Genomic DNA, 22,328 nt, shown 5'->3' with positions numbered 1-22,328 from the left:
GGGTGTCGGCGGTCGGGGGCAGGATGGTGAGGATGGGCGACGTCCTCGATCGGTTCTCCCCCGCGACCCGTGAATGGTTCCGCGGGGCGTTCGCCGCGCCCACGCCCGCCCAGGAGGGGGCGTGGGAGGCCATCTCGCACGGCCGGCACGCCCTCGTCATCGCACCGACCGGGTCCGGCAAGACCCTGGCGTCGTTCCTCTGGGCGATCGACCGGCTCGCGAGCGAGCAGCGTCCGCCGGACGCGCCGAAGGGGACGCGCGTCCTCTACATCTCCCCGCTCAAGGCGCTCGGCGTCGACGTCGAGCGCAACCTGCGCGCACCGCTCGTCGGGGTGACGCAGACGGCCAAGCGTCTAGGTGCGGAGCCGCCGCACGTGTCCGTGGGCGTGCGATCGGGCGACACGCCGTCTGCCGATCGGCGAGCGTTGGTGACGAACCCGCCCGACATCCTGATCACCACCCCCGAATCGCTGTTCCTCATGCTGACCTCGCAGGCGCGCGAGACGCTCACCTCCGTGGAGACGGTGATCGTCGACGAGGTGCACGCGGTCGCATCGACCAAACGGGGAGCTCACCTCGCGCTGTCCCTGGAGCGCCTGGACGCCCTGCTGCCGAAGCCCGCGCAGCGCATCGGTCTGTCGGCGACCGTGCGGCCTCCCGAGGAGGTCGCACGGTTCCTCGGCGGTCGCGGACCGGTGGAGGTCGTGGCTCCGCCCGCGGGCAAACGGTTCGACCTGCGCGTCGTCGTGCCGGTCGAGGACATGAGCGAGCTCGGCACGTCCACCTTCGCCAGCGGGAACGACGACGGCTCGCCGCCGCAGGCCGGATCCATCTGGCCGCACGTGGAGGAGGCGATCGTCGACCGCGTGGTCGAACACCGCTCGTCGATCGTGTTCACGAACTCGCGCCGGCTGGCGGAACGCCTGACGGCCCGCCTGAACGAGATCTACGAGGAGCGCGTGCTCGGCGGCGCCCTCGACCCGGCCGCGCCGCGCCGCGCTCCCGCCGAGCTCATGGGCGGCTCCGGCCAGACCCGGGGCACCCAGGCGGTCGCCGACGACGCGGACGCGCTCGTACTGGCCCGCGCCCACCACGGCTCGGTCAGCAAGGAGCAGCGCGCGCTCATCGAGGACGACCTGAAGAGCGGGCGGCTGCGCTGTGTCGTCGCGACCTCCAGCCTGGAGCTCGGGATCGACATGGGCGCGGTCGACCTGGTCGTCCAGGTGGAGGCCCCGCCCTCCGTCGCGAGCGGCTTGCAGCGGGTGGGCCGCGCCGGCCACCAGGTGGGCGAGATCAGCCGCGGGGTCGTGTTCCCGAAGCACCGGGCCGATCTGATCCACTCCGCCGTCGCCACCGAACGGATGATGTCGGGCCTCATCGAGACCCTCCGGGTGCCGGCGAATCCGCTCGACATCCTGGCGCAGCAGACGGTCGCCGCCTGCGCCCTCGAAGCGCTCGATGCGGACGACTGGTTCGACACCGTCCGGCGCAGCGCACCCTTCGCGACGCTGCCGCGCAGCGCTTTCGACGCGACACTCGACCTGCTGGCCGGCCGTTACCCCTCCGACGAGTTCGCCGAGCTGCGGCCCCGCGTCGTGTGGGACCGCGACACCGGTGCGATCACCGGGCGTCCCGGCGCGCAGCGCCTCGCGGTGACCAGCGGCGGCACGATCCCCGACCGCGGGCTCTTCGGCGTCTACATGGTCGGCGAGAAGGCCAGCCGGGTCGGCGAGCTGGACGAGGAGATGGTCTACGAGTCGCGTGTGGGCGACGTGTTCGCGCTCGGCTCGACGAGCTGGCGCATCCAGGAGATCACCCACGACCGGGTGCTCGTCACCCCGGCGTTCGGCGAGCCGGGACGGCTGCCGTTCTGGAAGGGCGACGGACTGGGCCGGCCGGTCGAGCTTGGCCGCGCGGTCGGCGCCTTCCAGCGCGAGGTGAGCGCGGCCTCCCCGGCCGACGCGGAACTGCGCTGCGTGGAGGCCGGGCTCGACGCATGGGCCACGAACAACCTGCTGGCGTTCCTCGCCGAGCAGAAGACGGCCACCGGGCACGTCCCCACCGACCGCACCCTCGTCGTCGAGCGCTTCCGCGACGAGTTGGGCGACTGGCGGGTCATCCTGCATTCCCCGTACGGCATGCAGGTCCACTCCCCGTGGGCACTGGCCGTGCAGGCCCGGGTGCGCGAGCGCTACGGGATCGACGCGGGCGCGATGGCCGCCGACGACGGCATCATCGTGCGTATTCCCGACACGGAATCCCAGCCTCCCGGCGGGGAGCTGTTCGTGTTCGAACCGCAGGAGCTGGACGAGCTGGTCACCAGCGAGGTCGGGGGCTCTGCACTGTTCGCCTCACGGTTCCGCGAGTGCGCGGCGCGGGCTCTGCTGCTGCCGAAGTACAACCCGGGCAAGCGGTCGCCGCTCTGGCAGCAGCGGCAGAAGGCGTCGCAGCTGCTGGACGTCGCGCGCAAGTACCCGAGCTTCCCGATCATCCTCGAGACCATCCGGGAGTGCCTGCAGGATGTCTACGACCTGCCGGCACTGGACGAGGTGGCGAAGCAGATCGAGCAGCGGACCATCCGCATCGTCGAGGCGAGCACGGAGACCGCGTCGCCGTTCGCCCGCTCCCTGCTCTTCGGCTATGTGGCGGCGTTCATGTACGAGGGCGACAGTCCGCTCGCCGAACGCCGGGCGGCGGCGCTCTCGCTCGATGCCGGGCTGCTGGCCGAGCTGCTGGGTCGTGCGGAGCTGCGGGAGCTGCTCGACCCCGCGGTGATCGACCGCGTCGAGCTGCAGCTGCAGCGGCTCGACCCGGAGCGCCGGGTTCGCGGGGTCGAAGGCGTGGCCGACCTGCTGCGCCTGCTCGGCCCGCTGAGCGTGGAAGAGGTCGCGGCGCGGTTGCAGGGCGGGGAGCCGGGCGCCGACGACGAGCTCGGGCTCGCCGCGCCGCCGGCATCGCCGGAGGAGGCCGCGCTGCACCTCGCGGCCCTAGTGGAGACGAAGCGGGCGCTGGCCGTCACCATCGCCGGTGTCGAGCGCTTCTCCGCCATCGAGGATGCGAGCCGCCTGCGCGACGCCCTCGGGGTGCCGCTGCCGATCGGCGTCCCGGTGGCGTTCATCGAGCCGGTCGACGATCCGCTCGGCGATCTGGTCAGCCGCTACGCCCGCACGCACGGCCCGTTCGACACGACCGAGGTCGCCGCCCGCTTCGGGCTCGGGACCGCCATCGTCCACGACGCGCTGCGCCGGCTCGCGCACGACGGCCGTGTGGTCGAGGGCGAGTTCCGGCCGCACGCGCACGGCAGCGAATGGAGCGACGCCGAGGTTCTCCGACGGTTGCGGAGGATGTCGCTCGCGGCTCTCCGCCACGAGGTCGAGCCGGTGGACACGGCGACCTTCGCCCGGTTCCTGCCCGACTGGCAGCACGTCGGCTCCACCCTGCGGGGCGTCGATGCGGTCGCGTCGGTGGTCGAGCAGCTCGCCGGCGCCCGCATCCCGGCCTCCGCGTGGGAGTCCCTCGTCCTGCCCAGCCGGGTCGCCGACTACAGTCCCACGATGCTCGACGAGCTCACGGCGACCGGCGAGGTGATCTGGGCGGGCGATGGCTCGCTGCCCGGTTCGGACGGCTGGATGAGCCTCCACCTGGCTGACTCCGCACCACTGACGCTCGCTCCGCCCGCCGAGCACGAGCCGGACGAGCTGCAGCGCGGTGTGCTCGAAGCGCTGTCCCGCGGGGGCGGCTACTTCTTCCGGCAGTTGTCCGACGCCATGGGCGCCGCCGCGGGCGGACCGGTGGACGACGCCGCACTCGTGACCGCGCTCTGGGACCTGGTCTGGGCCGGGCTCCTCACCAACGACACCCTCGCTCCGCTGCGCACCCTCACGGGCGGCGGGTCGGGCGCGCACAAGCGGCCGCGCCAACCGTCGCGGGCCCGGATGTACCGGGGGCGCGCCGCCGCCCGCTCCGCGATGGTCACCCGGATGGGGCCGCCGACCGTCGCCGGGCGCTGGTCGCTGCTGCCCGAGCGCGACCTCGACTCGACGGTGCGGGCGCACGGACAGGCGGAGACCCTGCTCGACCGCTACGGCGTGGTGACGCGCGGCTCCGTGATGAACGAGGGGACGCCGGGCGGCTTCGCGCTCGCCTACAAGGTGCTGAGCGGTTTCGAGGAGACGGGGCGTGCCCGCCGCGGCTACTTCGTCGAGACGCTCGGAGCGGCACAGTTCGCGGCGGGCGCCACCGTCGACCGGCTCCGCGGCTTCGCCCGCGACCCCCTGCAGGAGCGTGAGCACGCCGCGATCGCACTGGCCGCGACCGATCCGGCCAACCCGTACGGTGCCGCCCTCCCCTGGCCGGCGGTGCCCGGCGAGACCGGCACCGGGCACCGGCCCGGCCGCAAGGCGGGCGCCCTCGTCGTGCTCGTGGACGGCGAGCTGACGTTGTACGTCGAGCGCGGCGGCAAAAGCCTTCTGTCCTTCGTGGACGCGGACGAGCCCCAGGCGGCGGCGCGGTCGGCCGCGGCCTCCCGCGCCCTCGCCGCGCTGGTCACCGGCCGCCGGGTCGACAAACTCGCCGTCGAGAGCGTCAACGGCGGCTTCATCCTGGGCACACCGACCGGCGACGCTCTCGCCGAGGCCGGCTTCCTGCCCATCCCGCGCGGCCTGCGCCTGCGCTCGTGACGCCGGCGTCGGCTCCGAGTCGGAGACACGGGAGGCACCGTGCCCGAGGGTGACACCGTCTACCAGGCGGCTCGTCGGCTCCGGGAGGCGCTGGAGGGGCGGGTGCTGACCGCCACCGATTTCCGGGTGCCGCGCTACGCGACCGTCGACCTCTCCGGCGAGCGCGTCGACGGGGTGCTCAGCCGCGGCAAGCACCTGCTGATGCGGGTCGGCGAGCACACGGTCCACTCGCATCTCAAGATGGAGGGCTCGTGGGAGGTGTACCGGCCGGGTGAGCGGTGGCGGCATCCCGCGTTCCAGGCGCGCGCGGTGCTCCGGACCGAGGAGGCCGACGCGGTCGGCTTCCTGCTCGGCATCCTCGAAGTGGTGCCGCTGTCGAAGGAGCAGGAGGTCGTCGGACACCTCGGCCCCGACCTGCTCGGCCCGGACTGGGATGCGGAAGAGGCCGTGCGGCGCATCGCCGCGCATCCGGAGACCCCGATCGGCGTTGCCCTGCTCGACCAGCGGAACCTCGCGGGCCTCGGCAACGTCTACGCGAACGAGCTGTGCTTCCTGCGCGGGATGCTCCCCACCCGTCCGGTGGCGGAGGCCGACGTCCCCGCCGCGGTCGACCTGGGCCACCGCCTCATCGTCGCGAACCGCGACCGACCGCTCCGGGTCACCACCGGAGACACCCGCCGCGGCCGCAACACCTGGGTCTACGGCCGGGGCGGCCGGCCGTGCCGCCGCTGCGGCACCCGCATTCGCCGCACCGAACTCGGGCGCACCGAGCTCGAGGAGCGCGTCACCTACTTCTGCCCTACCTGCCAGATCTGAGCCGCTCCTCCCGCCGCGCACCGACGAACCGCCGAGTACGCGGAAAGTGGGGGCGAAACCGCCGAGTACGCGGAGAATTCGCGTGCTCGGCGGCTTGCGGAGCGGAACGGGCGGGCGGCACGGTCAGCGGCGGCGGGAGGCGGGGGTCAGCTCCGCGGCGCCGTAGCTGTTGTCGTCGGGGTTGATGGTCACGCCGGGGGCGACGATCGCGTCGATCCGGTCGAGGATCTCGGGGGTGAGCGTCACCTCCGCGGCGGGGAGGTACGACTCCAGCTGCTCCATCGTGCGCGGGCCGACGATCGCCGAAGTGACGCCCGGGTGCGCGATCACGAAGGCGATCGCCAGCTCGATCAGCGTCAGCCCCGATTCCTCGGCCAGCAGGGCGAGCTGTTCCACGGCGTCGAGCTTGCGCTGGTTGGCCGGCGTGCTCATGTCGAAGCGCGCCGACGGGCGTGCCGCCGACGTCGGAGTGCCGGCCGCGCCCGTCCGCCACCGGCCCGAGAGCCACCCGCCGCCGAGCGGGCTGTACGTGAGCGCGCCCATCCCGTGCCGCCGCAGAGTGGGCAGCACGTCCTCCTCGATCCCGCGGACGAGCATCGAGTACGGAGGCTGCTCGGTCACGAACCGCTCCAGGTTGCGGGTGCGCGACGCCCACTGCGCCTCGACGATCTGGGAGCCCGAGTACGACGACGAGCCGATGTAGCGGACCTTGCCCTGCCGCACGAGGTCGGTCAGGGCGCCGAGGGTCTCCTCCACATCGGTGTCCGGGCTCGGCCGGTGCACCTGGTAGAGGTCGATGTGATCGGTGCCGAGCCGGCGCAGGGAGTTCTCGACCTCCTGCATGATCCAGCGCCGGGATCCGCCGCGGTGGTTCGGGTCGTCGCCCATCGGCATGAAGAACTTCGTGGCGAGGACGACGTCGTCGCGTCGGCCGCGCAGGGCCTCCCCCACGATCTCCTCCGACACCCCTCCGGAGTAGACGTCGGCGGTGTCGATGAAGTCGATGCCGCCGTCGAGGGCGCGGTGGATGATGCGGATGGCGTCCGCGCGGTCGTCGTTGCCCCAGGGGCCGAACATCATGGCGCCCAGGCAGAGCGGGCTGACCCGCACTCCGGTGCGGCCGAGAAGGCGGTGTTCCACGTCGTGATCTCCTCGCGTTCAGGCTTCCGGGATGACCATGGCGAACCGCTCGACACGCGGCTCGTCGGGGTCGGGGCCGTTGCGCACACCGGCGTCCAGCCCGTCGATGCGCGCCAGCTCCTCGGGCGAGAGCTCGACGTCGAAGACCGCGAAGTTCTCGGCGATGCGCCCGGGGTTCACCGACTTCGGGATGGCCGAGCGCCCCTGCTGCAGGTGCCAGCGGAGCATCACCTGGGCCGGGGTCTTGCCGTGATCCGCGGCGATCTCCGCCAGGACCGGATCCTGCATGACATTCCGGCGTTCCCCGCCCCAGCCGGGATAGAAGGTGATGCCGCCGATCGGCGACCACGCCTGGGTGACGATGCCGTTCGCGGCATCGGCCGCCTGCACGTCCGGCTGCGTGAAGTAGGGGTGCAGCTCGATCTGGTTGACCGCCGGGACGACGTCCGTCTCGGCCAGCAGGCGCTCCAGGTGGTGCGGCATGAAGTTGCTGACCCCGATCGCGCGGACGCGTCCGTCGGCGAGCAGCTCCTCGAGGGCTGCGTAGGCGGCGATCGTCTTCTCGAACCGGTCGGGCGCCGGCTGGTGCAGGATGAGCAGGTCGAGCGTCTCGACGCCCAGCTTGCCGGTCGCCTTCTCCCAGGCGTGCAGCGTCTCGTCGTGGCCGTAGTCCGAGACCCACACCTTGGTCTCGATGAAGACATCCTCGCGCGGGAGTCCGGACCGGCGGATGCCTTCGCCGACCTCCCGCTCGTTGCCGTACGCGGCGGCGGTGTCGATGTGGCGATAGCCGGTGGCGAGCGCGGCCGCGACCGCGGCGGTCGTCTCCTCGGGCGGCGACTGGAAGACGCCGAGGCCGAGGGCCGGCATGGTGATGCCGTTGTTCAGAGTGAGTTCCATGACCATGCTGTTCACGCTAGGAGGGTGATCCGGTCCGAGGGAGGCCACGACAGAGCCTCCCTCGCCCGCCCGTTCGGGGCTAGCGTCGAGACCATGACGCACAGCGACGACGTGCGGGAGTTCCTGACCTCCCGTCGCGCGAGGATCACGCCCGAGCAGGCGGGGCTGCCCGCGTACGGCGGCAACCGCCGGGTGAAGGGGCTGCGCCGCGAGGAGGTCGCGATGCTCGCCGGCATGAGCGTCGACTACTACACCCGCCTCGAGCGCGGCGGCCTCTCCAGCGCCTCGGACAGCGTGCTGGAGGCCCTCGCCCGGGCGCTGCAGCTCGACGAGGCGGAGACCTCCCACCTGTACGATCTGGCGCGGGCGGCGGATGTCGCGCCGCGCGTTCGGAGGCGGCGCAGCCCGACGACGGTGCGGCCGAGCCTCCAGCGGGTGATCGACGCGATCGTGACCGCCCCGGCCTGGATCAGGAACGATCGCGGCGATGTGCTCGCCGCCAACGAGCTCGGGCGCGCGCTCTACCTGGACCTGATGGCGGAGACCGTGCAGCCGCCGAACAACTCGCGGTTCACGTTCCTCAACCCGAAGGCCCGCGACTTCTACTCGAATTGGGAGCAGGCCGCCGACGACATCGTCGCGATCCTGCGGCAGGCGGCGGGCCGCAACCCGTACGACCGCGACCTCACCGATCTGATCGGCGAGCTCTCCACCCGCAGCGAGGAGTTCCGCGTCCGGTGGGCGCGGCACGACGTGCGCTACCACCGCACGGGCCGCAAACGGATCCACCACCCGATCGTCGGCGATCTCGATCTCGCCTTCGAGGCGCTGGAGCTGCCGGGCGATCCCGGTCTGCGGGTGAACGTCTACACGGCCGACCCCGGGACCCCGTCGGAGGACGCCCTCACCCTGCTCGCCGCGTGGGCGGCGACGCAGGCGGCGGACCGTGCCGCGACCCCGGCGCCCGAGACCTGAGAGCGGGCCCGCCGAGTACGCAGGAAGTGAGGTCGAGACCGCCGAGTACGCGGAGAATCCGCGTACTCGGCGGTCGCCGATCAGGCTGCGGCGGTCTCGAGGGCGCCGGTACGGACGGTCTCGAGGGCGGCCGACCAGGACTCGAGCTGCTCGAAGAGCGGGGTGAGGGCGGCCTCCTGCTGCGCGGTCGGCTTGAGCGACCAGTTCTCGAAGTCGTGGGCGAGGCTCAGACCGACGAAGGCGCTGACGGTCGCGACCTGCAGCTGCGACAGCACGAGGCGCAGGTGCTCGACGGCGCGGGCGCCGCCGAAGACGCCGTAGCTCACGAAGCCGGCGGCCTTGTTGGCCCACTCGGCGCCGACGAAGTCGATCGCGTTCTTGAGCGCGCCGGACGTGCTGTGGTTGTACTCCGGGGTCACGAACAGGTAGCCGTCGAACTCGGCGATCTTGGCCGCCCAGGCCTTGGTGTGGTCGTTGGCGTACTGTCCCATCGCGGCCGGCATCGCCTCGTCGAGGTGCGGGAGGTTCCAGTCGGCGAGGTCGACGAGCTCGTACTCGACGCCCGTGCGCTTCGCGGCGTGCTCGTGGACCCAGCGGGCGACGGCCTCGCCGTTGCGTCCCGGGCGGGTGCTGCCGATGATGATCGCGATCTTCGTCATGTCCATCCTTCGATTTTTAGGTGACGTGTCACCGTGTGCGAACCGTGGAATCCCGCGCGGCATTCCCGGCACGCCGACGGAATGCGCCGGACTAGGCTCGTCGCATGGATCCGCGGCACCCGCCCCAGCCCGACGACGACATCAACCTCCCCTCCGACGCCTCGGAGGAGGAGCGGCGCCAGGCAGGCGACCGGCTGCGGGAGCGCATCTACGTCACCTTCACCGCCCTCGCGATCCTCATGGCGATGAACGCGCACGGCGAATCGCTCGACCCGCCGACCGTGCTGTGGACGCTGCTGATCTCGGTCGTCGGCGTGCTGCTGGCCGGACTGGCGTCCGATCTCGTGTCGCACATGATCGTCCACAACACGCTGCCGACCCCGCGCGAGTTCCGCCACCTGGTTGCGGTCGCGTCGCGCGCCCTCGCCGTGATGGTGGTGCCCGTGGCGGCCCTCCTGCTCGCGATCACGGGCACGATCAGCATCCGTGCCGCCATGATCACCGCGATCGTCGCGCTGATCGCCTCCCTCGCCGTGGTGGCCAGGATCGCCGTGTCGCGCACCGGCCTCGGCGGGTGGAAGCAGTTGCTCGTCCTTGTGGCGATCGTCGCCCTCGGTGTGCTGGTCGTGTTCCTGGAGCAGCTCGCGCACTGATCGCAGGGACGTGCTCCGCGCGGGCTGCCTCCGTTCATCCGGAGTTCTCGGCCGGAGATCGCGACCCGATCCCGGCGGATCTCTGGAATGCGCGGGTGGCGGCGGAATGCGCGGGCGATGGCGGGGAGGGCGCTGAAGGGGAGAGCCGGCCCGGGCAGCGCGACCGCGTGCAAGGATGGCGTATGCCCACCGCGCGCACGCAGCCGGACCCGCGCAAGCTCAGCGCCGACGAAGAGCAGCTCTTCCACGCGTTCTATCTGATGCGCCGCGGGTTCGACCGGACGCTCGATGCGCAGCTCCAGCGCGACGACGGCATCTCGATCTCGGAGCTCGAGGTGCTCATGGCGCTCGTGCGCTCCCCCGGGCGCCGGCTGCGGGTGCGCGACCTCGTCGCCGTGACCGGCTGGGAGAAGAGCCGTGTCTCGCACCAGGTGACCCGGATGGCCGGTCGGGGGCTGGTCGAGCGTCAGGAGTGCTCCGAGGATCGCAGGGCCAGCTGGATCCAGCTCACCGGGCAGGGCCGCCGCGTGGTCGTGCGCGCGCTGCCCGAGCACACCGCCACCATCCGGCGCATCCTGTACGACGCGCTCACCCCCGAGCAGCAGGAGGCCCTGCTCGCCATCTCCGAGCAGATGACCCGTGCGATGACCGGAGCCGACGACGAGACCTGCCCCGGAGACGACGGGGACTGAGCGTTCTCGCAGCGGGGGCCGGCCCTCGCTGGAGTCCGCCTGGGAGCGACGACCGGAAACCCTGGCGATTCGTCGGGAACGCCGCGGAAACCAGGGGCTCTTCAGGCTGCGCCCTCTAGCGTTCTGATGTGCGACGACCGAACCTCCCCGAGAACCCCGGCGCCGACGGCCGCGACGAACCCCGCGAGCCGGCGACCGAGGTCTTCGGACGCGCGCCCGCGGTCGACCCCCGGCGGCCGGTCCGGGCCACCCGGCCCGCGTCGCAGGTGCGCTCGGGTGCGGGAGGGGCGGGAGCCGCGTCCGGTGCGTCCGGCAGCGGGTTCGACCCCTTCGGCAGCGGCCAGGCCGTCGGTGATCGCTCCGGCGGCGGTCGCGGCCCGGGGCGTGGCGCAGACGGGCGCGGCGGCGGGCGCAGCGGGGATGGGCGCGGCGGGGATGGGCACGGCGGAGACGGGCGCGGCGGAGACGGCTCGGGCGGCGACGGCGGCGGCAACCGCCCCGGCCGGCGCGGTCGCCCGGCAGGCAAGCGGCGTCGCACCAAGCGGATCGTCGCCTGGACGGCCGGCACCCTCGCGGTGCTGCTCGTCGTCCTCGGCGGGTACGCGGCCTACAGCTACTTCCGCTTCGTCAACGGCGTCAGCCACGTGGACGTCATCTCGAAGTCCGGCAAGGATGTCGACGGCACGGCGCAGAACATCCTGCTCGTCGGCGACGACCACCGCCCGGAGGGCGCATCGGCCGCCGAGCTCGCGCAGCTGAGCACCACCGACGACGGCGGCGGCACCAACACGGACACGATGATGATCCTGCACATCCCGGCGGACGGGAAGTCGGCGACCCTGATCTCGCTGCCGCGCGATTCCTGGGTGGATGTGCCCGGCCACGGCATGAACAAGCTCAACGCCGCGTTCTCCCTCGGCGGCGGCGGCACGGACTCCACGAGCGGCGCGAAGCTGCTGATCCAGACCGTGCAGAACCTGACCGGCCTGTCGATCGACCACTACGTGCGCGTGTCCCTTCTCGGCTTCTACACCATCGCGCAGGCTCTCGGCCCGGTACAGGTCTGCCTGAACGAGGCGGTGGACGACCCGTATTCGGGCGCGAACTTCCCGGCCGGAGTCTCCACCCTCGATGCCAAGCAGTCCCTCTCGTTCGTGCGGCAGCGCCACGGTCTGCCCCGGAGCGACCTGGACCGCGTGGTGCGCCAGCAGTACTTCCTCTCGGTGGAGGCGCACAAGTTCCTCTCCGCCGGCACCCTGCTCAACCCCGGCAAGCTGACGAACGTACTCGACGCCGTCAGCGGTTCCATCGAGACGGATCCCGGCCTCAACTTCCTGCAGCTGGCCACCCAGCTGCAGGGTCTCACCGGCGGCAAGATCCAGTCGGCGACCATCCCGATCTCCGGCACGCCCACGATCACCGTCGACGGCGAGGACCTCTCGATCGTCCAGGTCGACACCGCGGCGATGCCCGCCTTCATCCAGAGCCTGATGGGCACCCCGAGCGCCTACGAGAAGGCGACGGCCGCCAAGCCCGCCGACACCACGGTCACCGTGCTCAACGGCGGGAGCCAGAACGGCGCCGCCACCACTGCGACGCAGGCGTTCGCGGCCGCCGGCTTCAAGACCGGGACCCCGGGCGACGCGGACACCACGGCGACGACGACCATCCAGTACCCGTCCGGCCAGGAGGCGCAGGCGAAGGCGGTCGCGGCCCTGCTGCCCGGCGCCTCCGTGCAGGAGACCGGCAGTGTCTCCGGCGTCACGGTCGTGCTCGGCGACGACGGCATCATGCCGGGCGCGGGAGGGGCCTCCTCGGGCTCGTCGTCCGGCTCGGGCTCGGCGCCCGCCTCGACCCCGACCCCGTCCGGCCCGGCGAAGACCTACAGCGACACGGTCTGCATCAACTGAGCGAGCCGCGGCCGCCCGTCAGTCGAACAGCCGCCGGAAGATGTTGGTGTCGGCGAGGTCGACCAGCTCGTCCCCGCGACCCGACATGATGGTGCGCAGCGCGTAGAGCGTGAACCCCTTCACCTGCTCGGCAGTGATCGCGGGCGGAATGCTGAGCTCCTGGCGGGCGGTCACCACGTCGACCAGGGCGGGCCCGTCGTGCGCGAACGCGGTGCGCAGGGCGCTCTCCAGCTCGTCGGGCTTCTCCACCCGCTGACCGTGCAGGCCGATCGCCTGCGCCACCTGGGCGAAGTCGGGGTTGTCGAGACCGGTGCCGAAGGTGACGAAGCCGGCCGCCTTCATCTCCACCTCGACGAAGTTGAGGGAGGAGTTGTTGAAGACGACGATCTTGACCGGGAGCCTGTTCTGGCGCAGCGTCAGCAGCTCGCCGAGGAGCATCGCGAGACCGCCGTCCCCGGCGAGCGCGACCACCTGCCGGTCGGGGAACGCGGCCTGCGCACCGATCGCGTGCGGGAGGGCGTTGGCCATCGAGCCGTGCGAGAACGAGCCGATGAGCCGCCGCCTGCCGTTCATCCGCAGGTAGCGGGCTGCCCACACGACGGGCGAGCCGACGTCGGGGATGAAGACGGCGTCGTCGGTGGCCAGCTCGCTGATCAGGCGGGCGACGTATTGAGGGTGGATGGGCGTGCGGTTGCGGTCGTTGACCGCCAGCTCGTCGAGGCTCTTGCGAGCCTTGGCGTAGTGCGCGGTCGAGGAGTCGAGGTGCTTGGTGTCGGTGCGCTCCTTCAGCAGCGGGAGCAGGGCCTCCGCGGTGTCCTTGACGCTGCCGACCAGGCCGAGGTCGACGGGGGTGCGGCGGCCGAGGTTCTCGCCGCGGAGGTCCACCTGGATGATCGTCGCCTTCGACGGGTAGAACTGCTGGTAGGGGAAGTCGGTGCCGAGCATCAGCAGGGCGTCGCACGACTCCATCGCCCGGTAGCCGGACGAGAAGCCGAGCAGCCCGGTCATGCCGACGTCGTACGGGTTGTCGTACTCGATGAACTCCTTGCCGCGCAGCGCGTGCACCACGGGGGCCTTGAGGGCGCCCGCCAGGCGGATCAGCTCGGGATGGCCGCCCTCGACGCCGGCGCCGGCCAGGATGGTGACCTTCTTCGCCCCGTTCAGGATGTCGGCGGCGGCGCGCAGCTCCCCGTCCGTCGGGCGGGTGACCCGCGGCGAGTAGAGGATGGGCGCCGACTTGCGACGGCCCGCGCTCTCCTTCAGGAAGATCTCGCCGGGGACCACGACGACCGCGACGCCGCGACGCTCCACCGCCGTGCGCATGGCGATCTCGAGCACGCGCGGCAGCTGCTCGGGGATGGACACGAGCTCGGTGTAGACCGCCGCCTCGCGGAACATGTCCTGCGGGTGCGTCTCCTGGAAGTAGGTGCTCCCGATCTCGGGGCCGGGGATCTGCGCCGCGATCGCGAGCACCGGGACCCGGCTGCGGTTCGCGTCGAAGAGACCGTTGATGAGGTGCAGATTGCCCGGCCCGCAACTGCCGGCGCAGACCGCCAGTTCGCCGGTGAGCGCCGCCTCGGCCGCCGCAGCGAACGCGGCCGCCTCCTCATGCCGCACGTGCTCCCACGCCACATCACCGGACCGGCGGAGCGCGTCGGTGAAGCCGTTGAGGGAGTCGCCCGGGATGCCGTAGACGCGCTTCACCCCCGCGTCCCGGATGATCTCCACGATGGTGTCGGCGACGGTCGGCATGACGGGGCTCCTCACGTTCGGCGGGCGATGCCTCCACGCTACGCCCCCGGTTCCGGCCCTGACGAGGGGTCACGGCGCCGGTGCGCCGCCGCCGACCACACGGGCGACCAGCGCGCCCCGGCTCGGCGCGACGGTTAGACTGACCCGTGGGGACCGGCTCGCGTTGCGCGTCGGCAGCAGTACGGGGAGGTGTCCGGGATGTCGGCACGCACGAAGCAGTCGAAGCGCGCCGTCATGCGCCTGGTCTACATCGATTTCTGGTCGGCGCTGAAGATCTCGTTCCTCGTCAGTCTGATCATCGCGGCCATCATCGTCGTGCTGGCCCTGCTGCTCTGGGCCGCGCTCGACAAGTTCGGCGCCGTCGGTGCGGCCCATGACTTCCTGGAGAGTGTGGCCGGCGCACAGGGCGCCCAGCTCGTCTCGGGACTCACGTTCCCGAACTTCATGACCTTCACCCTGGTGGTGGCGCTGCTCGAGCTGATCGTGGTCTCCGCGCTCGGCGCGATCGTCGCCGCACTGTTCAACCTCGCGACCACCGTGGTCGGCGGGTGGAAGGTCACGTTCGGCGGCGACTGACCTCCGCAGCGCGCAACTGCTCCAGGCCGCCGACGAGCAGGCCGACGCCGAAGGCGAAATCCGCCGCGGGATCGTCCGCGGCACGCGAGCCGGGTTCGGCTGCCGCCGCGGGATCCGCCGGTTCCGCCAGCACCCCGAGACTGTCGTACTGCAGGCGCTGCTGCTCGTGCGAGACGTGGCCGAGCACGAAGTGGAGCAGCGCCGTCGCGGCGCGCCGTACGGTCTCCGGGTCGAAGCCGCCGCGGATGACCGCGGCCTCCAGGCGGTCCAGGGCGCCGCGCGAGCCGAGACCGAGCGCGAGGGTGCTGGCGACGACCTCGGCACCGTCACGATAGGCGAGGAGGGCGTCGCGGAGGGCGGCGGCCTCCGCACGGACCCCGTCCGTCCACTCGGTCTCCGACACCGTCACGACCCCGGCGGGACCGGCGACGATCCGGTCGGACAGGTCGGCGAGCAGCGACTGCTTGTTCGGGAAGTGCCAGTAGAGCGCACTCGGCTGCACCTCGAGGGCGGCAGCGAGGCGGCGCATCGTGAGGTCGGGCAGGCCGTGGTCGTCCAGGATGCGCAGCGCCGTGCGCGCCACGTCGTCGCGCGTGTGCCTGCGTCCGCTTTCGATTCCCGTCACGATCCCACTATAGTGAACGCTGTTCAGGTGAACAGTGTTCAGGTGAGGAATCCGATCATGACCAACTCCCCCGTCTCCACCCCCGGCGGTCCCGTCGCGCGCCGCACCCGCCGCCTCGATGCGACGGACCTCGCGCGCGTCGCGGTCTTCGCCGCGATCGTGGCCGTGCTCGGACTGCCCGGCGGGTTCACCCTCTTCGCCGGAGTGCCGATCACCGCGCAGACACTGGGCGTGATGCTGGCAGGCGCCATCCTGGGCCCGTGGCTCGGTGCGCTCTCGATGGCGGTGCTGCTCGCGCTCGTCGCCGCGGGACTGCCGCTGCTCGCCGGCGGACGCGGCGGGATCGGGGTCTTCCTCGGCCCGTCTGCGGGATACGCGCTCGGCTGGATCGTCGGCGCCCTGGTGATCGGCCTGATCGTCCACGCGGCCGGTCGCAAGCCGGTGTGGTGGCGCACCCTGCTCGGGACGATCGTCGGCGGCATCCTCGTCATCTACGCGGTCGGCATCCCTGTGCAGAGCCTCGTGACCCGCCTGCCTCTCGCGGAGACCGCCCTCACGAGCCTGGTGTTCGTCCCGGGCGACCTGGTGAAGGCCGCACTCGCGACGATCATCGTCACCACACTGGTGCGGGCGTACCCGCGCGCGTTCCGGCGCACGTGGAGGTCGGACCGGGCGGTCGCGCCCTCCGCTCCCGCCGGTCCCGCGACTCCCGCCGGTCCCGCAGCTCCCGCCGGTCCCGCGACTCCTGCGACGGAGACCTCGCTCGAGCCGACCCCGTGACGGACGACCGCGCTCACCCCGCGGCGGACCCCGCGACCGGTTCCGCCGCCGGCCGCCGGGTCGTCCCGCTGCGGGGTCCGGCGCGCACCCTGTTCGACGAGGTGCGCGCGATCCGCGCCCGGGGCGACATCCCGCTCGTGGGCGACGACCGCACCCCGGAGCCTCACTGGCGGGCGCTGCTCGAGGCCGTCGCGACATCGACGCCGCATCCCGACGCGGCTTGGGCGACGCTCACCTCCGGCAGCGCCGGGACTCCGCGCATCGTGCAGCGCACGGCCGCCTCGTGGGCCGACTCGTTCGCCGCGATCGCCGACCTGCTGGGAACCGGCGCGGACGGCACCGCCACAGCGGATGCCGTCGCACTGCCCGCACCTCCGGCGTCTTCCTTGACGTTGTTCTCCCTCGCCCACGCCCTTGACGGCGGCCCGCGCCCCCTCCTCCCCCGTGAGCACGTTCTCACCAGCGGCGAGGCCGCGGCGGCGACCTGCTTCCACGGCACGCCGCACGCGCTCCGCGCCATGCTGGATGCCGGGGCGCCTCCGCACCTCCGCGCCGCACTCGTCGGCGGATCGCACCTCGATCCCGCTCTGCGTGCACGCGCGGAGAGCGCCGGGATCCGCGTCACCTCCTACTACGGAGCCGCCGAGCTGTCCTTCGTGGCGATCGACACCGGAGACGGCCTGCGGGCCTTCCCCGGGGTCGAGGTGCGCATCCGCGACGGCGAGCTCTGGGTGCGGACACCGTACGGTGCGCTCGGTTATCTGAGCGGCGACCCTGCCGCCACGGTCGCCGGGCCACTGCGCCGCGACGGGGACTGGCTGACCGTCGGCGACCGCGCCGAGCTCGTGGACGGGCGGCTGCGACTGCTCGGACGTGCCGACGACGCTATCCTGAGCGCGTCGGCGACCGTGGTCCCCGAGGAGGTGGAGGCCGTGCTGCGCACCGTTCCCGGCGTCCGTGACGCCGTCGTGTTCGCTCTGCCGCGCGAGCGGGTCGGCGCGCTCGTCGCCGCCGTGATCGAGCCCGAGGAGGACCACGCTCCCCGCCTCGGCGAGCTGCGCGCGGCCGCGCAGGACCAGCTCGCCCCCGCCCATCGACCGCGGCAGTGGTTCACGGCGTCGCTGCCGCGCACCTCCTCGGGCAAGCCCGCGCGCGCCGAGACCGCCCGCCGCGCCATCGCCGGGGAGGTGGACCGTCTTGGCTGACCCCGTGATCGTCGCTGCCCGGCGCACGCCCATCGGCACCCGCGGCCGCGCGCTCGCCGGGCTGCGGGTGGAGGAGCTGGCCGCCCCCGTCATCCGTGCGGTGCTGCGGGAGGCCGCGGCCGGCCGGGAGCGTGCCGCGGCACTCGACTTCGGCTCCGGCTCCGGCTCCGGCTCCGGCTCCGGGCTCGGCATCGCCGACGTGGTGCTCGGCAATTGCATGGGCCCGGGCGGCAATCCCGCGCGGGTCTCCGCCCTCGCCGCCGGCCTCGGACCCGACGTTCCCGGATCGACCGTCGACCGGCAGTGCGGGAGCGGGCTGGCGGCCGTGATCGACGCCGTCTGTGCGATCCGGGCCGGCGACGAACGGCCCCGCGTGGCCGGCGGCGTCGAGAGCGCCTCCACCGCGCCCACGCGTTCGGTGGACGGGGTCGCCTACGACCGCGCGGCGTTCGCACCCGACGGCTGGCCCGACCCGGATATGACACGGGCCGCGGAGGACCTCGCGCGCCACGACGGTATCCCGCGCTCGCGCCAGGACGCGCACGCCGCCCGCAGCCACGCCCGCGCACGCGCGGCGCTGGTGGCGGGACGGTTCGCCGACGAGATCGTCCCCCTCGCCGGGATGACCGCGGACGACGCGATCGGCGGCGCCGAACGCCTGCTGCCCCGGCTGCCCCCGCTGTTCCCGGGCGGGACGCTGACCGCCGGGACGGCGACGCGGATCGGGGACGGGGCGGCCGCGGTCGTGGTGCTCCCCGGCGGCGACGCGGCCGCTTCGGGGCTCGCCGTGCGGGCGCACGCGGTCGTCGGGTGCGACCCGGCCCAGCCCGGGATCGGCGCCGCTCCGGCCGTGCTCGCCGCCCTGGGGCGCGCCGGGCTCCGCGTCGACGACGTCGCGGCGTTCGAGATCGTGGAGGCCTTCGCCGCACCGAGCCTCGCGGTGCTCGACCGGCTCGGCCTCGCCGACGACGACGAGCGGGTCTGCGCGGACGGCGGAGCGCTCGCCCTCGGTCACCCGTGGGGTGCGAGCGGAGCGGTGAGCGTGGTCCGCCTGTTCAGTCGGCTCGTCCGCCGCGGCGCGCCCGCCGGGACCATCGGGGTGGCCGCGGCCTCCGTCGGCGGCGGGCTCGGCGTGGCGATGGTGCTGGAGGTCGTCCGATGACCGGCATCCGGCTCGACGCGGTCTCGGTCCGGCTCGGCGACGCCGACATCCTGCACGACGTCACACTCGACCTGGACGCCCGCACCATCGCGGTGATCGGCGAGAACGGCTCCGGCAAGTCCACCTTCGCCCGGCTCCTCGGCGGACTCACTCCCCCGACAGCCGGATCGGTGAGCGTGCTCGGCCTCGACCCGGTCGCGCAGGCGGCCGACCTGCGCCGACGTGTCGCCGTGGTGTTCAGCAACCCGGACGCCCAGATCGTGCTGCCGACCGTCGCCGAGGACGTCGCCTTCTCGCTGCGCGCGCAGAAGCTGCCGCGCGCAGAGGCCGCCGAGCGGGTCGTGCGCGCGCTCGACCGGTTCGGACTGACCGCACTCGCCGAGCACTCGTCGCACGACCTCTCCGGCGGTCAGAAGCAGTTGCTCGCCCTCTGCGGCGCGTTCATCCGCACCCCCGGCCTGGTGATCGCCGACGAGCCGACCGCCTACCTGGACGCCCGCAATGCCCGCCGGGTCGCCGACCATCTGTTCGCGGAGGAGCACGGCCACCGGCTGGTGCTCGTCACGCACGACCTCGCCCTCGCGGAGCGCTGCGACGCCGCCGTGCTGTTCGCGGACGGCCGCATCGCCGGCGTCGGGACGCCCGCCGAGGTCGTGGCCGAGTACGAGGCGAGCATCCGATGGTGACGCTCTACCGGCCCGGCGACGGCCTCCTGCACCGCATGCCCGCCGGGCCGAAGGCACTGGTGCTGCTGGCGCTCGTGCTGGCGGTCTCCCTGCTGCCGTCGGTGTGGTGGACGGCCGCGGCGGCGAGCGCGGTGTGCGTGGTCGCCTACCTCGTGGCGGGGCTCGGCCTCCCGGAGCTGGGCCGGCAGGTCGTCGCGGTGCGCTGGGTGGTCGTCATGACGATCGTCGGGCAGCTGATCTTCCTCGGGGTGGAACCCGCCGTGGCGAACACCGCGCGCGTGACGGCCGCGGTCGTACTTGCGTCCCTGCTGGTGCTGACCACCCGGGTCACCGCCCTGCTCGACGCCATCGAGCGCGGCCTCGCCCCCCTCGCCCGCCTGCGCCTCGACCCGCAGCGGGCGGCCCTGCTGCTGACGGTCACCCTCAGCACGCTCCCGGTCCTCGCCCGCCTCGCCCACGATGTGCGCGAGGCCCAGCGCGCCCGCGGCGGGCGGGCGAGCCTCCGCCTGTTCGCGGTGCCGTTCCTCGTCGTCGCGCTCAAGCACGCCGACCAGCTCGGTGACGCGCTGACCGCGCGGGGCGTGCGGTGAGCGGCGGGGAGGCGGTGGGCGGCGGGGAGGCAAGGTCCGCCGGCCGGGGTCGGCCGCGTGTCCTCGGTCCGACCGTGGACGACCAGACCCGGTGCATCCACTACCGCACCGCGCTCGACGTGATCGCGATCCGATTCGCGTGCTGCGGCGAGTACTACCCGTGCCACCTGTGCCACGCGGAGACGGCCGACCATCCCGCGCGACCGTGGCCCGCCGGCTCCGACGACGAGCGCGCCGTGCTCTGCGGCGTCTGCGGCGCCGAGCTGACCGTGGGCGCGTACCTGGCCGTCGACTCCTGCCTCGCCTGCCGCGCCCCCTTCAACCCCGGCTGCAAACTCCACCGCTCCCTCTACTTCGCCTGACGGCCGAGTCCACGAATTCTCTGCGTACTCGGCGATTCGGGCCCCACTTTCTGCGTACTCGGCGGTTTGAGAACTATGGGTGTCAAGAATTCTTGACATGGAGGGGAGGGGTGGGTAGCTTGGGGATGTCTAGTTTTGTTGACATGCGAGGTGGATGATGTCCTTCGACGAGAAGAACGCGTGGGTGTTCCTCACCACGGCCGTGCTCGGGTACGGAACGTACGTGGTGCTGCTGGCGGCGTTCGGAGCGGGCCCGTACGGAGCACTGCTCCTCTGGACGGTGGGCGGCGCGATCGTCGTCAACATCCTGGCGCGCATCGGCCTCTCGATCGCCCGCCCGCGGGAGTCGAGGGAGCGGGACCAGCGCGACCGCGAGGTCAAGGCGTTCGGGGATCGCGTCGGACAGGCGTTCGTCGTGCTCGGCGCCGTCGCCGCCCTGGTGCTGGCGCTCCTGGAGGCCCCGTGGTTCTGGATCGCGAACGCCGTCTACCTCGGCTTCGTGCTCTCCGCGGTCGTCGGGTCCGCCGCCTCCCTCGTCGCCTACCGGACGGGGCTGCCCGCATGGTGAAGCCCACGCGTGTGACCAACCGCATCCGCGTGCTGCGCTTCGCGGCGGACGAGATGACCCAGGCCGCCCTCGCCGACCGGATCGGCGTCACGCGGCAGACCGTCATCGCCATCGAGCAGGGCCGCTACTCGCCGTCGCTCGAGCTGGCTTTCCAGATCGCGCGGGTCTTCGGGGTCCCGCTCGACGACGTCTTCCAGTACCCCGAGTCATGAGAGGAGCGAGCGTGGACACCATGCGAGCAATCGTGCAGAGCGCCTACGGCCCACCGGAGGCGCTGCGTGTCTCGACCATCCCGGTGCCGACGCCCGGCCCGGACGAGGCCCTGGTGCGGGTGCGCGCCGCCGGCATCGACGCGGGCACCTGGCATCTGACGACCGGTGAGCCGCTCCTGATGCGGGTGATCGGGATGGGGTTCCGCGGCCCGAAGGCGCGCGTGCGCGGGCTCGCCTTCGCCGGCGAGATCGCGGAGACGGGAGAGCGCGTGTTCGGCGCGGCACCGGGGACGCTGGCCGAATACGCCGCCGTGCCGCGGTCGGCTCTCGTGCCGCTCCCGGACGCGCTCGGGTTCGAGGAGGCCGCTGCCCTGCCGGTGTCGGCCGTCACCGCCCTGCAGGCCGTGCGCGCGGCAGGGCTGCGACCGGGAGACGGCGTGCTGGTCCTCGGCGCGGCCGGCGGCGTCGGCCACTACGCGGTGCAGCTCGCGGTGGCCGCGGGCGCACACGTCACCGGAGTGTGCAGCGGACCGAAGACGGCGTTCGTCCGCGGGCTCGGCGCGGCCGAGACCGTCGACTACACGACGACGGACGTGCTCGCGCTCCCGCGCGTGTGGGATGCGATCATCGACACCGCCGGGGACCGCCCGCTGGCCGCGCTGCGGCGCATCCTCTCGCCGGCCGGCGCGCTCGTGCTGGTCGGCGGGACGGGCGGCCGCCTCCTGGGCGGGACGGACCGCGTCGCCGCCGCCGCGCTGCGCAACGCGTTCGCGCGGCAGCGGCTCGTGGGGCTGCTCTCCCGCGACACCGCGGCCGACCTCACCGAGGTGGCCCGGCTGGCGGCGGCCGGCACGCTGCGCCCGACCCTCGACGCGGTCCACGACCTCGACGAGACCGGCGCCGCCGTCGCCCGCGTCGGTGCCGGCCGCGCCCGCGGCAAAGTGGTCGTCCGGCTCTGAGTCACGCGGCCCTCGAGTCCACGGATTCTCTGCGGACTCGGCGGTTTCGACCCCATTTTCTGCGGACTCGGCGGTGGCGGGAGGGTGCATCTAGGGTGGAGGAATGACGCACCGGTTTGACGAGGCGGCCCTGGCGGGCGTGCTCGGGCACATGAACGCCGACCACACAGGGGACAACCTCCTGATCGTGCGGGCCTTCGGGCGGCCGGAGGCGGTCGCCGCGGAGATGACCGGATTCGACGGAGATGGCGGCGACTGGCGCGTGGAGCTGGCCGACGGCTCGACCGCCGCGGTGCGCGTGCCGTGGCCCGGCGGCCCGATCAGCGAGCGTCCCGAGGTGCGCCGCGAAGTGGTCGCGCTCTACGACGAGTCCTGCCGCCGCCTGGGCGTGGAGCCGCGCCCGCACTGACCCCGCGGCGAGGCGGCG

22 protein-coding genes are annotated in these 22,328 nt (G+C 72.9%); 17 read left to right on the top strand and 5 right to left on the bottom strand.

What is annotated here, in order from left to right; translation table 11 throughout:
• Positions 1-32 precede the first annotated feature (32 nt).
• Positions 33-4,679, top strand: coding sequence for an ATP-dependent helicase (locus U870_RS0106225; protein WP_025156551.1), 4,647 nt, complete (start codon positions 33-35; stop codon positions 4,677-4,679).
• Positions 4,680-4,718: 39 nt separating this feature from the next.
• The gene (locus U870_RS0106220; protein ID WP_025156550.1) at positions 4,719-5,495 is read left to right on the top strand and encodes a DNA-formamidopyrimidine glycosylase family protein; all 777 of its coding nucleotides are present in this window, start codon (positions 4,719-4,721) and stop codon (positions 5,493-5,495) included.
• A gap of 123 nt (positions 5,496-5,618) precedes the next feature.
• On the opposite strand, the gene U870_RS0106215 is transcribed toward U870_RS0106220, so the two are convergent.
• Together U870_RS0106215 and U870_RS0106210 are read right to left on the bottom strand one after the other, a co-directional pair.
• Positions 5,619-6,635, bottom strand: a complete 1,017-nt coding sequence (locus U870_RS0106215; RefSeq protein WP_025156549.1) for an aldo/keto reductase — start codon at positions 6,633-6,635, stop codon at positions 5,619-5,621.
• A gap of 18 nt (positions 6,636-6,653) precedes the next feature.
• Complete coding sequence (locus U870_RS0106210) at positions 6,654-7,535, bottom strand: aldo/keto reductase (protein WP_025156548.1); 882 nt, start codon at positions 7,533-7,535, stop codon at positions 6,654-6,656.
• 93 nt (positions 7,536-7,628) lie between these two features.
• Between U870_RS0106210 and U870_RS0106205 the strand changes: the two genes are divergently transcribed.
• Positions 7,629-8,510 (top strand): helix-turn-helix transcriptional regulator, encoded by an 882-nt coding sequence (locus tag U870_RS0106205; RefSeq protein WP_025156547.1) that lies wholly within the window; start codon positions 7,629-7,631, stop codon positions 8,508-8,510.
• 80 nt (positions 8,511-8,590) lie between these two features.
• On the opposite strand, the gene U870_RS0106200 is transcribed toward U870_RS0106205, so the two are convergent.
• Complete coding sequence (locus tag U870_RS0106200) at positions 8,591-9,169, bottom strand: NADPH-dependent FMN reductase (protein ID WP_025156546.1); 579 nt, start codon at positions 9,167-9,169, stop codon at positions 8,591-8,593.
• 104 nt (positions 9,170-9,273) lie between these two features.
• On the opposite strand from U870_RS0106200, the gene U870_RS0106195 reads away from it, so the two are divergent.
• From U870_RS0106195 to U870_RS0106185, 3 genes are all read left to right on the top strand, one after another.
• Positions 9,274-9,822: a hypothetical protein gene (locus tag U870_RS0106195; protein ID WP_025156545.1), complete on the top strand. Its 549-nt coding sequence runs from the start codon at positions 9,274-9,276 to the stop codon at positions 9,820-9,822.
• A gap of 182 nt (positions 9,823-10,004) precedes the next feature.
• Positions 10,005-10,514: a MarR family winged helix-turn-helix transcriptional regulator gene (locus U870_RS0106190; RefSeq protein WP_025156544.1), complete on the top strand. Its 510-nt coding sequence runs from the start codon at positions 10,005-10,007 to the stop codon at positions 10,512-10,514.
• A gap of 128 nt (positions 10,515-10,642) precedes the next feature.
• Positions 10,643-12,424 carry an LCP family protein gene (locus U870_RS0106185; RefSeq protein WP_025156543.1) on the top strand — a complete coding sequence of 594 codons (1,782 nt, stop codon included), beginning with the start codon at positions 10,643-10,645 and terminating at the stop codon, positions 12,422-12,424.
• An 18-nt stretch (positions 12,425-12,442) separates the two neighbouring features.
• Here U870_RS0106185 and poxB read toward each other — a convergent pair whose 3' ends face one another.
• On the bottom strand, positions 12,443-14,176 hold the full coding sequence (gene poxB, locus U870_RS0106180; protein WP_025156542.1) for a ubiquinone-dependent pyruvate dehydrogenase: 1,734 nt from the start codon (positions 14,174-14,176) through the stop codon (positions 12,443-12,445).
• Positions 14,177-14,374: 198 nt separating this feature from the next.
• On the opposite strand from poxB, the gene U870_RS0106175 reads away from it, so the two are divergent.
• A complete protein-coding gene (locus U870_RS0106175; protein WP_025156541.1) occupies positions 14,375-14,752 on the top strand; it encodes a DUF3566 domain-containing protein in 378 nt (125 codons plus the stop codon).
• Here the strand turns inward: U870_RS0106175 and U870_RS0106170 are convergent.
• Entirely contained in the window at positions 14,733-15,377 is a 645-nt protein-coding gene (locus tag U870_RS0106170; protein WP_025156540.1) for a TetR family transcriptional regulator, read from the bottom strand. The genes U870_RS0106175 and U870_RS0106170 overlap by 20 nt on opposite strands.
• A gap of 57 nt (positions 15,378-15,434) precedes the next feature.
• Between U870_RS0106170 and U870_RS0106165 the strand changes: the two genes are divergently transcribed.
• The 10 genes from U870_RS0106165 (at position 15,435) to U870_RS0106120 (ending at position 22,310) form a co-directional block, all read left to right on the top strand.
• Positions 15,435-16,157 (top strand): biotin transporter BioY, encoded by a 723-nt coding sequence (locus U870_RS0106165; protein ID WP_025156539.1) that lies wholly within the window; start codon positions 15,435-15,437, stop codon positions 16,155-16,157.
• Positions 16,154-17,362, top strand: a complete 1,209-nt coding sequence (locus U870_RS0106160) for a class I adenylate-forming enzyme family protein (RefSeq protein ID WP_025156538.1) — start codon at positions 16,154-16,156, stop codon at positions 17,360-17,362. The genes U870_RS0106165 and U870_RS0106160 overlap by 4 nt, the downstream gene beginning before the upstream one ends.
• Positions 17,355-18,524: a thiolase family protein gene (locus U870_RS0106155; protein ID WP_025156537.1), complete on the top strand. Its 1,170-nt coding sequence runs from the start codon at positions 17,355-17,357 to the stop codon at positions 18,522-18,524. The genes U870_RS0106160 and U870_RS0106155 overlap by 8 nt, the downstream gene beginning before the upstream one ends.
• Positions 18,521-19,210, top strand: a complete 690-nt coding sequence (locus U870_RS0106150; RefSeq protein ID WP_025156536.1) for an energy-coupling factor ABC transporter ATP-binding protein — start codon at positions 18,521-18,523, stop codon at positions 19,208-19,210. The genes U870_RS0106155 and U870_RS0106150 overlap by 4 nt, the downstream gene beginning before the upstream one ends.
• Positions 19,204-19,800 carry a CbiQ family ECF transporter T component gene (locus tag U870_RS0106145; RefSeq protein WP_025156535.1) on the top strand — a complete coding sequence of 199 codons (597 nt, stop codon included), beginning with the start codon at positions 19,204-19,206 and terminating at the stop codon, positions 19,798-19,800. The genes U870_RS0106150 and U870_RS0106145 overlap by 7 nt, the downstream gene beginning before the upstream one ends.
• A 74-nt stretch (positions 19,801-19,874) precedes the next feature.
• On the top strand, positions 19,875-20,162 hold the full coding sequence (locus U870_RS0106140) for a CHY zinc finger protein (RefSeq protein WP_029947266.1): 288 nt from the start codon (positions 19,875-19,877) through the stop codon (positions 20,160-20,162).
• A 157-nt stretch (positions 20,163-20,319) separates the two neighbouring features.
• The gene (locus U870_RS0106135) at positions 20,320-20,730 is read left to right on the top strand and encodes a hypothetical protein (RefSeq protein ID WP_025156533.1); all 411 of its coding nucleotides are present in this window, start codon (positions 20,320-20,322) and stop codon (positions 20,728-20,730) included.
• Positions 20,625-20,942, top strand: coding sequence for a helix-turn-helix transcriptional regulator (locus tag U870_RS0106130; RefSeq protein WP_240183640.1), 318 nt, complete (start codon positions 20,625-20,627; stop codon positions 20,940-20,942). The genes U870_RS0106135 and U870_RS0106130 overlap by 106 nt, the downstream gene beginning before the upstream one ends.
• 20 nt (positions 20,943-20,962) lie before the next feature.
• A complete protein-coding gene (locus tag U870_RS0106125; protein WP_025156531.1) occupies positions 20,963-21,901 on the top strand; it encodes an NAD(P)-dependent alcohol dehydrogenase in 939 nt (312 codons plus the stop codon).
• A gap of 103 nt (positions 21,902-22,004) precedes the next feature.
• Positions 22,005-22,310: a DUF2470 domain-containing protein gene (locus U870_RS0106120; RefSeq protein ID WP_025156530.1), complete on the top strand. Its 306-nt coding sequence runs from the start codon at positions 22,005-22,007 to the stop codon at positions 22,308-22,310.
• Positions 22,311-22,328 lie beyond the last annotated feature (18 nt).

The sequence above is a fragment of the Leifsonia aquatica H1aii genome, assembly GCF_000633535.1.
Classification (GTDB): Bacteria; Actinomycetota; Actinomycetes; order Actinomycetales; family Microbacteriaceae; genus Leifsonia; species Leifsonia aquatica_A.
The sequence above is the reverse complement of the archived record's forward strand: the minus strand, read 5'-3'. Positions and strand labels throughout refer to the sequence as shown.

Bases quoted from the DNA above. Each gene is read 5' to 3' on its own strand.
- U870_RS0106225 (WP_025156551.1), top strand. From the start codon at position 33: ATGGGCGACGTCCTCGATCGGTTCTCCCCCGCGACCCGTGAATGGTTC.
- U870_RS0106210 (WP_025156548.1), bottom strand. From the start codon at position 7,535: ATGGAACTCACTCTGAACAACGGCATCACCATGCCGGCCCTCGGCCTC.
- U870_RS0106205 (WP_025156547.1), top strand. From the start codon at position 7,629: ATGACGCACAGCGACGACGTGCGGGAGTTCCTGACCTCCCGTCGCGCG.
- U870_RS0106200 (WP_025156546.1), bottom strand. From the start codon at position 9,169: ATGACGAAGATCGCGATCATCATCGGCAGCACCCGCCCGGGACGCAAC.
- U870_RS0106195 (WP_025156545.1), top strand. From the start codon at position 9,274: ATGGATCCGCGGCACCCGCCCCAGCCCGACGACGACATCAACCTCCCC.
- U870_RS0106190 (WP_025156544.1), top strand. From the start codon at position 10,005: ATGCCCACCGCGCGCACGCAGCCGGACCCGCGCAAGCTCAGCGCCGAC.
- poxB (WP_025156542.1), bottom strand. From the start codon at position 14,176: ATGCCGACCGTCGCCGACACCATCGTGGAGATCATCCGGGACGCGGGG.
- U870_RS0106175 (WP_025156541.1), top strand. From the start codon at position 14,375: ATGTCGGCACGCACGAAGCAGTCGAAGCGCGCCGTCATGCGCCTGGTC.
- U870_RS0106165 (WP_025156539.1), top strand. From the start codon at position 15,435: ATGACCAACTCCCCCGTCTCCACCCCCGGCGGTCCCGTCGCGCGCCGC.
- U870_RS0106150 (WP_025156536.1), top strand. From the start codon at position 18,521: ATGACCGGCATCCGGCTCGACGCGGTCTCGGTCCGGCTCGGCGACGCC.
- U870_RS0106145 (WP_025156535.1), top strand. From the start codon at position 19,204: ATGGTGACGCTCTACCGGCCCGGCGACGGCCTCCTGCACCGCATGCCC.
- U870_RS0106135 (WP_025156533.1), top strand. From the start codon at position 20,320: ATGTCCTTCGACGAGAAGAACGCGTGGGTGTTCCTCACCACGGCCGTG.
- U870_RS0106125 (WP_025156531.1), top strand. From the start codon at position 20,963: ATGCGAGCAATCGTGCAGAGCGCCTACGGCCCACCGGAGGCGCTGCGT.
- U870_RS0106120 (WP_025156530.1), top strand. From the start codon at position 22,005: ATGACGCACCGGTTTGACGAGGCGGCCCTGGCGGGCGTGCTCGGGCAC.